Raw genomic sequence first — 12,559 nt, forward strand, 5'->3', positions numbered from 1 at the left:
AGTAGTTATTCCTGTTATAGACAGTTCGTGCATTCTTTATAACTAGACACATCTAAACATAGGTGGGCATACAATAAAACACGTTTTACTGAGTGAGAATGCTATTCCAAATGTGGATAGTAGGTTATCGTCAAGTTTGTCATTTTTTTGATCCGCACTCACAGGGTGGGGATTACTGCACGTTCAAGAAAAGAAATAAGATGGAAGGATGATTTATATGTGCGGGATTACAGGATGGGTGGATTATAAACGCTCATTAGAAGGAGAAAGAGATGTCGTTACGAAGATGGCTGAGACGTTAGCGAAACGCGGTCCAGATGATAATAAAGTTTGGATTAAAGGTAATGTCGCATTTGGGCATAAACGGTTAATCGTTGTTGATCCTGAGGGTGGTAAACAACCGATGACTTGTTTAAAAGATGAAACGAATTATGCCATTTGTTATAACGGTGAACTTTATAACACAGAAGACATTCGAAAGGAATTATTAAGAAGAGGATATACGTTCAAAGGTCATTCTGATACAGAAGTATTATTAGCTTCTTATATTGAATGGAAAGAAGAATGTGTCGATCATTTAAACGGTATATATGCGTTTGCAGTATGGGACGAACAGAAAGAACAAGTATTTATTGCGAGAGATCGATTAGGTGTAAAGCCACTTTTTTATAAATATGATAGCGGACGCTTATTATTTGGTTCGGAGTTAAAAGCGATATTGTCGCATCCAGATGTGAAGGCAGAAGTAACATTAGAAGGATTATCAGAAATATTCGGACTCGGACCGTCAAGAACACCTGGCCACGGTATTTATGCTGGTATAAAAGAATTACGTCCAGGTCATGCGATGACATTTTCAAAGAACGGTTTATGTATATGGAGATATTGGAATGTGGAAAGTAAAAAACATGAAGACTCCTTTGAAGAAACAGTAGAGAAAACACGCTTTTTATTACAAGATGCGATTACAAGGCAGCTCGTTTCTGATGTACCACTATGTACTTTTCTATCAGGCGGTGTAGATTCGAGCGCTATAACAGCAATTGCTGCGAAAGAATATGCAAGGTCAGGAAAAGGGCAATTACACACATATTCTGTTGATTATGAAGATAATGACAAATACTTTAAAGCGAATGCGTTTCAGCCAAATTCAGATGCTCCGTTTATTAATTTAATGACTGAGACATTTCAAACAACCCATCATCGCTGCGTCATTTCGAATGAACAATTAGCAGAGTATTTAACTGAAGCGGTACTCGTTCGTGATTTGCCTGGTATGGCAGATATCGATTCGTCATTATTATGGTTTTGCCGAGAAATTAAACAAGATTTTGTCGTTGGCTTATCTGGAGAATGTGCAGATGAAATATTTGGTGGATATCCGTGGTTTTATAGAGAAGATGATTTACAATCGAGTGCATTTCCGTGGATGCGTTCTACAGAGGCACGTGAACAACTTCTAAAAAAAGAATGGAGAAATAAACTAAATTTACAACAATATGTACAAAGGCGCTATGAGGAATCGATTCAAGAAGTTCCTATTTTAGAGGGGGAAAGTCCACTAGAAGCAAAAAGACGCCAATTATTTTATTTAAATATGGTATGGTTTATGACAACATTATTAGACAGAAAAGACCGTATGAGTATGGGGGCAAGTTTAGAAGTACGCGTTCCATTTGCAGATCATCGTCTTGTCGAATATGCGTGGAATATTCCTTGGGAAATGAAAATGTATAAAAACCGCGAAAAAGGTCTATTACGTAAAGCGTTAGAAGATGTACTCCCACATGACATCTTATATAGGAAGAAGAGTCCTTATCCGAAAACGCACAATCCACACTATACAAAGGCAGTAACGGTATGGCTTCAAAATCTATTAACAGATAAAGGTTCAATTTTACACGAACTATTTGATAAAGAGCAGTTGAGCGGATTGATTCAGTCTGGTGGCAGTGCATTTCAAACACCGTGGTTTGGTCAATTGATGACTGGGCCACAGCTTTTAGCTCATTTAGCACAAATTCATGTTTGGTTTAAAGAGTATGGGGTAAATATTAAAGAATAGGAGAAAAGCGGCTTGCAATTATGTAAGTCGCTTTTATTAAAGAAATTGTCATATAAAATTCAAAATCACCTTATAAATAATACTTAATTAGAATTATTATTTTGACGTACTTATTATTACTTGTTATAATTTGAAACAAACGTTCTGAAAAGGATTCTCATTTATAAAATTGAGGTGTTATATAGATGACAAAGGAAAAAATAGGTTTACTCGTAATGGCGTATGGAACACCAGAATCATTAGACGATGTAGAGGCATATTATACACATATCCGTCACGGACGTAAGCCATCAGAAGAAGCGCTTGAAGATTTAATTGGGCGCTATAAAGCGATTGGTGGAATTTCGCCGCTTGCAAAAATTACGAAAGAGCAGGCGCATAAATTAACAGATTCAATGAATAACATATTTACAGAGTATGAATTTACTTGTTACTTAGGTTTAAAACATACTGCGCCATTTATAGAAGATGCTGTAGAAGAAATGAAGCGAGATGGAATTGAGCAGGCGATTAGTATCGTATTAGCACCGCACTATTCTACATTTAGCATTAAAGCGTATAATGACCGTGCTATTCGTCTTTCAAAAGAAATCGGTGGTCCTGTGATTGAACCAATTGAACAATGGTACGATGAACCGAAGTTTATTTCGTATTGGACAGATCAAATAAAAGAAACATTTACAAAGATTGAAGATAAAGAGAAAACAGTTGTAATTTTTTCGGCGCATAGTTTGCCAGAAACAATTATTGCAGCAGGGGACCCTTATGTGGAGCAATTGCAGCATACAGCAGATTTAATTGCGGGGGCTGCCAATATTCAAAACTATACAACGGGTTGGCAAAGTGCTGGGAATACTCCAGATCCGTGGATTGGTCCAGATGTGCAAGATTTAACGAAAGATTTATATGAAGAGCATGGGTACGAATCTTTCATATATTGCCCAGTTGGCTTTGTGGCAGAGCATTTAGAAGTTTTATATGACAATGATTATGAATGTAAAGTTGTAACTGATGAATTAAATGCTAAATATTTTAGACCAAATATGCCGAATGCACAATCTGCATTTATCGACTGTTTGGCTGAAATTGTTTCCAAAAAAGTGAAGGAAATAGTTGACAAAGATTTAGTTTTAAATAATAATTAATTTATAATAATTTTAAATTAATAATAATTACCATGAAAGAAAGAGGAGGATCCCCCTAGATGAATCCAAATAATCGCTTAACAACAAACCAAGGTGCTCCAGTTGGAGACAACCAAAATTCTCGTACAGCTGGTCGTCGTGGACCAGTATTATTAGAAGACTATCATTTAGTAGAAAAACTTGCACACTTTGATCGTGAACGTATTCCGGAGCGTGTTGTGCATGCACGTGGTGCAGGTGCTCACGGTGTATTCGTAACGAAAAATAGCATGAAGCCATATACGAAAGCAGCATTTTTACAAAATGAAGGAACTGAAACACCTGTATTTGTTCGTTTTTCAACGGTTATTCATGGTCAAGGTTCTCCGGAAACAGCTCGTGACCCACGCGGTTTCGCAGTTAAATTTTATACAGAAGAAGGAAACTACGATATCGTAGGTAATCATTTACCAGTTTTCTTCATTCGTGATGCAATTAAATTCCCTGACATGGTTCATTCTTTAAAACCAGCACCGGATACAAATATTCAAACGCCAGATCGTTATTGGGATTTCATGACGTTAACTCCAGAGTCTACACATATGATGACATGGGTATTTTCTGATTATGGTACACCAGCAAGCTATCGTGAAATGGAAGGTTTCGGTGTCCATTCATTTAAATGGATTAATGAAGAAGGTAAAATTGTTTATATTAAATACCACTGGAAACCGCAGCAAAGTGTACGTAACTTAAATGCGAAAGAAGTGCAAGAAGTGCAGGGGAAAGACTTCAATCATGCAACTCGTGATTTGTTCGACGCAATCGAAAAAGGAAATCATCCAAAATGGGATTTACACGTACAAGTTATGCAACTAGATGAAATGGATTCTTTAGACTTTGATCCACTAGATCCAACGAAAGTATGGCCAGAAGATCGCTTCCCGTTAATTGAAGTAGGGACAATGACGTTAAATCGTAATCCGAAAAACTTCTTTGCAGAAGTAGAACAAGTAGCGTTTTCTCCAAGTGCAACTGTAAATGGTATTGAACCATCGGAAGATAAATTATTACAAGGTCGTTTATTCTCTTACCCAGATACACAGCGTTATCGTCTTGGTGCAAATTACTTGCAAATTCCTGTAAACTGCCCATATGCAGCTGTTCATAACCAACAACGTGATGGTGCGATGCAAATGAATCAAAACCCATCTACAATCAACTACGAACCGAGCCGTCATGCAGAGAATCCAGTTGAAGACAAAGCTTACCGCGATTCGACTATGAAAGTAGAAGGCTATGTATCTCGTGAAAAAATCGAGAAACCAAATGACTTTAAACAAGCAGGTGAGCGTTACCGTTCATTCTCTAAAGAAGAGCAAGATAACTTAATTGCAAACTTAACAAATGACTTGAAAGACGTAAATGAACGCACGAAATTACTAGCTGTTTGTAACTTCTTCCGTGCAGATCAAGAATACGGTATGCGTTTAGCGCAGGCGTTAAATGTTGATATTACGCAATATGTAGGAAATGCTCCAAAATAAATAGGAAAAGACGACCGGGTTTCGGTCGTCTTTTTTGTATAACGTTATGTGGGGTATTTTGCTTGTAAATTATGTCGGAATTTGTTTGTAAATCGATATGTTGTGTCGGACCGTTGATATATTGAAAGAAACAATCGATATATTTGAAAAATCGTTGATATATCCAAAAAACCGTTGATATATTTACATTTATACTAGGTGGGGTATGTTGCCTAGTACGCAAAAAAGAGATGCAATCTACTATCAATAGATTGCATCTCTTTTTTAGTTTACTCGCTCTGCATGTTCATAAGCCTTCTCGCCATGCATTGAAATATCAAGACCCATGTGTTCTTCATGTTCATCGACGCGAACGGGGAGGAAGAAGTTGATCGCTTTAATAATGGCATACGTCATGATGATCGTGAATGCATATGTTGCGCCAATCGCTATAAGTTGTTTAAACAGTAACGCGGCATTTCCGTAAAATAATCCGTTTGCGCCATCCCCGTTTACGGCAGTAGTTGCAAATAGTCCTGTTGCAATACCGCCCCAAGTTCCTCCGATGCCGTGGCATCCAAAGGCATCAAGTGTATCGTCATACCCGAATTTTGTTTTTAGGAAGAAAACGGCGCCGAAGCATATTATACCACCAATTGCTCCGATAAGAAGGGCGGAGAAAGGTGTAACGAACCCGCAGGCTGGTGTAATAGCTACTAGACCAGAAACAACTCCGCAAGCAGCTCCCATCGCGGTCGGTTTTGATTGGAAGAACCATTCAGAAAGCATCCAAGTTAGAGCAGAGGCAGCAGCGGCTATATTTGTATTAATAAATGCAGTTAAAGCTACGTCGTTTAAGGATAATGCGCTGCCAACGTTAAAACCGAACCAGCCAAACCATAATAAGCCTGCGCCTAACATTGTAAATGGCAAATGGTGAGGAGAAGAACCATTTATGTTTTTTCGTTTTCCAAGGAAAATAGCTAATACAAGACCGGCAACTCCGGAAGTGATGTGAACGACATTTCCGCCAGCGAAGTCTAGTGCACCAAGTTCCCTTAGCCACCCACCGAGGCCCCATACCCAATGAGCGACAGGATTGTAAACGATTGTTGTCCATAGAAGGATAAAAATAAGAAAGGCAGAAAATCGCATTCTTTCAGCGAATGCACCTGAAATTAAAGCTGGAGTTAAAATGGCGAACATGAGTTGAAACATCATAAATAAATTGTGAGGAATAGTAGATGAGTAGTCTGGATTTGGTGCGTAGGTAACTCCGTTTAGACCGAACCAATCAAGTGTACCGATAAGTCCGTGCCAATCTGGCCCGAATGATAAAGAATAGCCGATAACAATCCATTGAATCGAAACGATAGCCATTGCACTATAACTATGCATCGTTGTACTGAGTACGTTTTTGCTACGAACCATACCTCCATAAAAAAGTGCCAATCCTGGTGTCATCAACATGACCATTACTGTCGTCACAAACATAAAAACCGTATCTCCCATATTCATGATCTCTCCTCCTGGAATGTTAGAAAAAATAACATCTATTTGTTATGTTTCATATCATATTCGAAATAAAACTAAAAATCAACTAAAAATTCAGAAAATTACATACGTGATGTCATAAAATCTAACATAGATTATTTTGTGAGGATTGAAATCGGCATATGCGTTTCACTTGGATAATTGGTATAATATTCTTACAATTAAAAAATTGGGGGATGCGTGTGGGGAAAATATGGACTAGGAAACTATTCATTTGTTTTTGCTTAGCTGTTGTTTTGTTTGTACCAATACATACTTTTGCAGACGAAAAAAGAGAGTGGCGAGATGAGGTTATATACTCCATTATGATTGATCGCTTCAATAATGGAGAACCGAAAAATGACAAACAGTTAGAAGTTGGTAATTTAGAAGGGTATCAAGGCGGGGATATAAGAGGAATTATAAAAAGGTTGGATTACATAAAAGAAATGGGTTTTACTACCGTTATGCTTTCGCCACTTTTTGAAAGTGGAAAGTACGATGGATTAGACGTGCGAAATTTTAAAAAGGTAAATGAACATTTCGGGACAGAAAATGATGTGAAAGAACTTGTAAAAGAAGCTCAGGCAAAAGGAATGAAAGTTGTATTTCAATTTCCGCTTGGAGAAAACGAACAACAGGTAATTGACGCAATGAAATGGTGGATAAAAGAAGTTGATTTAGACGGAAGTTATGTTATACATAGTGAAAAAAAGCCGCGTTCCTTTTGGGATAACGCGCAAAAAGATATGCAAGTGATAAAGAAAGATTTTCGTATTATGACAAAGGAGGATAGCGAATACAACGAAAAAATAGTAGAATCGTTTTCCAAAGCGGATGTATCGGTGAAATCGTTATACGATGTGAGTAAAAAAGAAGGAGAATTTGTTACGTTCTTAGATGATCAAGAAACAAAAAGATATGCGCGTATTGCAAAAGAAAATATGTATTATCCGCCATCACGTTTAAAACTGGCGCTTACATATCTGTTAACATCACCTGGAATTCCGAATTTTTATTACGGAACTGAAATTGCATTAGATGGAGGAAGTGTACCCGATAATAGACGATTAATGGATTTTAAGTCAGACGAAAAATTTATGCAGCACATAACAAAACTAGGTGAACTTAGACAGGCGAGACCGTCTTTACGACGCGGTACGTTTGAGCTATTGTATGATAATAGCGGGATGAGCATACTAAAACGAAAATATAAAAATGAAGTAACTTTAGTAGCAATTAATAATACGAAAGAAACACAAAAAGTCTCCTTACCTGCAAGTACGATTGGTGAAAAACAAGAGTTAAGAGGATTGTTAGAGGATGAAATTATAAGAGAGGAAAATGGGGGATTTTATCTCGTTTTAAAGCGTGAAGAATCAAACGTGTATAAAGTTAACGGAGAAACAGGTGTGAATTGGTTATTTATCTCCTTAATCGTTGGTGTGAATGTATTATTTATTGCGTTTTTAATTGCAGTTAAAAGGAAACGTAGATGAGAAGTTGCTCGTTCTATGTTCATGTCTTCTTATTGTATTTGTTTGTTCGGTGGGGCAATAGTGTTTATTCTGTTGATATGAAATTTCTTAAGAGAAACGATACGAAAATGAAAACTTCTCTAATGAGAGGGGGTTCCAGGTTAGGGAGAAAGTCTTTTTCCTAGCCTGTTTTTGTGTCAATACGGATAGAGAAAGATCTTTGGAACGAACGATAATTGCAACTATATTAATTTTATATTACATTAAAAATTAGAGAATACTCTTATACTAATATAGTGCTAAATAGTAGGTGGGAAAATGGAATTTTACGATTTGGGTATTACCATTAAAGAGCTTAGAATTAAAAAAAATATATCACAATCCGAATTATGTCATGGAATATGTTCGCAAAGTCAAATTAGCAAAATAGAAAAAGGTATGATTTATCCATCTAGTATATTGTTATATCAATTATCAGAAAGACTTGGTATTGACCCGAATAATATATTTGCATTAACTCAAAACAAAAAATTTAAATATGTAGAAAATGTAAAATACGTAATAAAAGATTGCTTAAAGCAAAAACAATATAAAGAACTTTATGAAATAGTGAAAAAAGAGAAAGATGAAAAAAATTTCCAAGCAAAAGAAGATAAACAATTTCTCCTATGGCATGAAGCAATTGCTGTATTTGAGGTGAACAGATCCATAAAAACTGCTTTAAAACTTTTAAATAATGCATTAAAACTAACTTTAACCAATGTTGATTTTTTATCAGAAAGAGAAATAGATATTATGCAGACAATGTCTATATTTTATGCGGAAAATAAAGAATATGATAAAAGTATTACTATATTAGGAAGATGTTTAACTAATTTTAATAAGTTAGATTTTCCGAGAGATAAAGCGATTAAATTAAAAATCATTTTTAATTTAGCGAAATGTTTAGGTATGACCTATCAATATGAAGAAGCGGTAAAATACATTGATAAGGGCATCAAATTAGCTATTAATCTAAATACTTTATACTTATTAGGTGAACTGTACTATTTAAAAGGATGGAATTTATTAAGATTTAAACAACAGAATGAAGAAGATATTGCAAATAACATGAAAAAAGCATTATTTATATTTGAACTAACAGAAAAAGAAACTCTGATAAAAATGGTTAAAGAAAAATATTTTGAAAATCAAACTGAAAAAAGCCACTCATAATTCATTTGGAAATCACTTGAAATATAATAAAACCTACAGGGGAAATCCCTGTAGGTTTTATATTTATAAACTTGCTTCTAAAATATTAGTGTTTAATATAAGAGTGTCCTTAACGTACTTTTTTATTTTGAAGTCTGCATCTTTATTAACAATTTATGCTTCTTTTTAACTCCATCCAAATATGATTAAAATTAAGATGGTTCAAGTCGGAGGAAGGCACTTTGATGTGTCTTTTCTTATGACTTTTATCATTAACTATTTAATGTTTTTTAAATGATTACATGACATAGTTTTTTTGTACCAAGCTTTGTTGATACAGTTAGACTTATCCGTTAGTGTATTCGTATTATTAGAACATCCTACAGTATTTAGGGAGAATGTGGCCAATAAAAACCATAATATTAATTTCTTCATATAACCACTTCTAACTCTTTTTTAATTAACATTTTTTAAGATCCTTATTAATTTTACATTATATTAAAGGTTGGGAAATATTCTTATACTCATAAATTGTTACGTTTTGGCGGGAAGAGAAATTATAAGTTACAGCGATTTTTAAGATGACTTTGGCCTAGGATGTAATTACTAAGAAAAGTAATTCAAATCGAAGGGGAAACGTCTTAAATTGTCTTTTTTTTTATTTTCAATAAGGTCTGCTAAATGCATGTATGAAACAAATTCTACAATAAGGCCTAGTTTAATCATGCATTCACTTGTGAAGTATTCGTATAGTTAGACTCTGTTCACTTAGCAATTTTCACCGCAGATGCCTTTTTTCTATGGCTTGTTCTTGTAATTATTGTCTCTACAAAACTAAAAAGAAAACTCCTCTAATTAAGAGGAGTTTTCTTTTTAGCGGTAGTTAATGAACTGTACGTCGATTGGTAAATCAGCGCTACGAACAGCTGCAATTACTGCTTGTAAGTCATCACGGCTTTTCGCTGTAACACGTACTTGATCGTCTTGTACTTGTGTTTTTACTTTTAATTTCATTTCTTTAATGATGTTGTTAATTTTTTTAGCGTTATCTTTATCGATACCTTGTTGAAGTGTTGCGCGTTGGCGAACAGTGTTGCCAGTTGCAGCTTCAACTTTTCCGTAATCTAAGTTCTTAATTGGAACGTTACGTTTTACAAGTTTAGAAATTAAAACGTCTTTTACTTGGTCTAATTTGAACTCGTCGTCAGAAGTTAAAACTAGTACTTCTTTTTCTAATTTAATATCACTTTTACTTCCTTTAAAGTCATATCGGTTTTGGATTTCTTTTAATGCGATATTAATTGCGTTTGTTACTTCAGGTAATTCTACTTTCGAAACGATGTCAAAAGAACTATCTTTTGCCATAGTTAGCACCTCCAAATAAATTTCTAATCTTGTTATGTACTGTACATACTAAAGTATAGCTGAAAACGAGTCTAGACTTAAGTGTTTTCATACTTATATTCATGTAACCTCACTTTATTATAGTGAATTTTGGGCAGTTGGACAAATACAGGAAAAATCATGTTATAATTAACTTTTGTTTGGAATGATAAAAAAGATAATTTTATATATATAGAAGGGAATTAAAAAATATGTATTTGCAAATAGGATCGATTGAACAGGTAACTGTTTTACGCGAAACGGAAATTGGATATATGGTTGGGAATGAAGAAGAAGAAATTTTCCTACATAAAAACGAAGTAGCTGGAGAAATTGAAGAAGGCGATACGATTGATGTATTCTTATACCTTGATCACCAAAATCGTATTTCAGCAACAATGAAGGAGCCAATTATTACAACGTATGATTGGAACTGGGTAAAGGTTGTAGAAGTCATTCCTAGTTTAGGTGTGTTTGTTGATATTGGTGTATCAAAAGATATACTAATTCCAGCTGATGAGTTCCCGATTTATATGCCGGTATGGCCAGAAGTAGGCGACGAATTATATTGTACGTTAAAATTAACGAATCGTGATCGTTTAATTGCTCTTCCGGCAAGAGACAGTGATATGCAAGAAATTATCGTAGATGCAACGCCATCTATGCGTAATAAAAACGTAAATGGACGTGTATATCGTTCTCTTCAAGTTGGTTCATTCGTACTAACTGATGAGCATTTCCGTGCTTTCTTACACCATACAGAAAGAAAAGAACAAGTCCGCATCGGGGAGCGTGTAACGGGCCGTATTATTGACGTGAAAGATGATGGTACAATTAACATTTCACTTCTTCCTCGTAAAGAAGAAGGAATGGAAGACGATGCGGCAGTAATTTATGCATATATGGAAGAGCGAGGCGGAGCAATGCCGTTTTGGGATAAGAGCCATCCAGAAGATATTAAAGAACGCTTTAACATGAGTAAAGCTGCATTTAAGCGCGCACTTGGTAAGTTGATGAAAGAAGAAAAAGTTTACCAAGAAGAAGGTTGGACTTACTTTAAGAAATAAGATAGAAGATTAAAAAGCACAACCTTATTTTTAAAAAAATAAGGTTGTGCTTTTTTAATTTCCTTGTGGAGAAACAAGAGTAAATGTATCTTTCAAATCACTATCATTTATTTTAATATTTGCCTTTTTTAATTCCTCTTGTAACAATTTTTTGCTGAATACAGGATCAGCAGTACGTTCTTCCTCTAAGTTTTTGCGAATAGAGTTTTTTACCTCATCGTAAGGTTTTAAATCTTTTTTATCAGTTAATTTAATAACGTGATAACCGTTTGATGATTTTACGGGATTGCTAATTTGTCCAACATTTAGTTTGTAGGCAGCCGTTTCAAATTCAGGAGCCATTGTACCTGAATTGAAGTATCCAAGGTCTCCGCCTTTATCTTTTGATAGTAGATCTTGTGATTCTTGTTTTGCTAATTCTTCAAATGAAGCACCAGCATCTAGTTTACTCTTTATTTCTTTCGCTTCATTTTCGTCACTTACTAAAATGTGACTCGCTTTAATTTCTGGCTTATAGTGGTCTTTTACGTCTTTCTCTGTAATGCTTTTCTTAATCGCTTCATTCATAGCAAGTTTGAACTTAATTTGATTTTTGAAATCCTCTTCATCTTTTAAACCATTATTTTCTAATACTTTTTTGAATTGATCTCCATATTGTTTTTTTACTTTTTCTACTTCTTTATTTACCTCTTCATCAGATACTTTATATTTTTTTGTGATGACGTCTTGTGCCATCATTTCGTATAGCATGTCTTTTCCGTAACGATCTTTCAACTGTTTTTCGAAGTCGTCCTTCGTAACGGTTGAGTCTGTTGCTGTGGCGACTGTAGCTGATTCGTTTTTTTGTCCGCAAGCAGATAGCATCAATATACTTATTAGTGCAGTAATAATGAAAATTTGTTTCCCTCTCATGCCAACACCTCATCCGAATATGTTATCGCTATTGTAGAATATAGAAGTGAACATGAAGTGAATTTTTAATGTTTTTTCCTGTGAAATGTAAAAAAAGTACATCAACATAATTGCTGATGTACGGTGGAATCAAAGGTGATCGGTCTTTTTAGAGTATGCACGTTTACCTTGCTCTATATTTTTTTGCTCTTGCTCATTTTTTTGTGTGCGTTTTGCGTTATTATCGCGTGCTTTTTTGTCGTTATCACTCGTATGTGGCATATGTATCAACTCCATT

The 12,559-nt window shown here is 35.0% G+C and carries 10 protein-coding genes; 6 read left to right on the forward strand and 4 right to left on the reverse strand.

All coding sequences use genetic code 11. The annotated features are described in order from the left end of the window. Positions 1-217: 217 nt before the first annotated feature. The 3 genes from asnB to katB all read left to right on the forward strand — a co-directional run bounded on the left by asnB (position 218) and on the right by katB (position 4,736). A complete protein-coding gene (asnB, locus tag BCG9842_RS05570; protein ID WP_000333993.1) occupies positions 218-2,065 on the forward strand; it encodes an asparagine synthase (glutamine-hydrolyzing) in 1,848 nt (615 codons plus the stop codon). Between the two features lie 185 nt (positions 2,066-2,250). Further along, the gene (hemH, locus tag BCG9842_RS05575; protein ID WP_000159538.1) at positions 2,251-3,210 is read left to right on the forward strand and encodes a ferrochelatase; all 960 of its coding nucleotides are present in this window, start codon (positions 2,251-2,253) and stop codon (positions 3,208-3,210) included. Between the two features lie 59 nt (positions 3,211-3,269). Further along, on the forward strand, positions 3,270-4,736 hold the full coding sequence (gene katB / locus BCG9842_RS05580; RefSeq protein ID WP_001069166.1) for a catalase KatB: 1,467 nt from the start codon (positions 3,270-3,272) through the stop codon (positions 4,734-4,736). A gap of 264 nt (positions 4,737-5,000) precedes the next feature. Here katB and BCG9842_RS05585 read toward each other — a convergent pair whose 3' ends face one another. Continuing rightward, complete coding sequence (locus BCG9842_RS05585; protein ID WP_001055851.1) at positions 5,001-6,233, reverse strand: ammonium transporter; 1,233 nt, start codon at positions 6,231-6,233, stop codon at positions 5,001-5,003. Between the two features lie 158 nt (positions 6,234-6,391). On the opposite strand from BCG9842_RS05585, the gene BCG9842_RS05590 reads away from it, so the two are divergent. Together BCG9842_RS05590 and BCG9842_RS05595 are read left to right on the forward strand one after the other, a co-directional pair. Continuing rightward, entirely contained in the window at positions 6,392-7,747 is a 1,356-nt protein-coding gene (locus BCG9842_RS05590) for an alpha-amylase family glycosyl hydrolase (RefSeq protein ID WP_003309197.1), read from the forward strand. A gap of 297 nt (positions 7,748-8,044) precedes the next feature. Next, positions 8,045-8,941: a helix-turn-helix domain-containing protein gene (locus BCG9842_RS05595; protein WP_000397873.1), complete on the forward strand. Its 897-nt coding sequence runs from the start codon at positions 8,045-8,047 to the stop codon at positions 8,939-8,941. A gap of 852 nt (positions 8,942-9,793) precedes the next feature. On the opposite strand, the gene BCG9842_RS05600 is transcribed toward BCG9842_RS05595, so the two are convergent. Continuing rightward, a complete protein-coding gene (locus BCG9842_RS05600) occupies positions 9,794-10,285 on the reverse strand; it encodes a YajQ family cyclic di-GMP-binding protein (protein ID WP_001040146.1) in 492 nt (163 codons plus the stop codon). A gap of 230 nt (positions 10,286-10,515) precedes the next feature. On the opposite strand from BCG9842_RS05600, the gene BCG9842_RS05605 reads away from it, so the two are divergent. Next, positions 10,516-11,370 carry a CvfB family protein gene (locus BCG9842_RS05605; RefSeq protein ID WP_000281261.1) on the forward strand — a complete coding sequence of 285 codons (855 nt, stop codon included), beginning with the start codon at positions 10,516-10,518 and terminating at the stop codon, positions 11,368-11,370. 54 nt (positions 11,371-11,424) lie between these two features. On the opposite strand, the gene prsA is transcribed toward BCG9842_RS05605, so the two are convergent. Together prsA and BCG9842_RS29320 are read right to left on the reverse strand one after the other, a co-directional pair. Next, a complete protein-coding gene (gene prsA, locus BCG9842_RS05610) occupies positions 11,425-12,282 on the reverse strand; it encodes a peptidylprolyl isomerase PrsA (protein WP_001214386.1) in 858 nt (285 codons plus the stop codon). Positions 12,283-12,411: 129 nt separating this feature from the next. Continuing rightward, entirely contained in the window at positions 12,412-12,543 is a 132-nt protein-coding gene (locus BCG9842_RS29320) for a DUF3941 domain-containing protein (protein ID WP_001120850.1), read from the reverse strand. Between the last annotated feature and the right edge of the window lie 16 nt (positions 12,544-12,559).

Source organism: Bacillus cereus G9842 (assembly GCF_000021305.1).
GTDB classification, from domain to species: Bacteria; Bacillota; Bacilli; order Bacillales; family Bacillaceae_G; genus Bacillus_A; species Bacillus_A thuringiensis_S.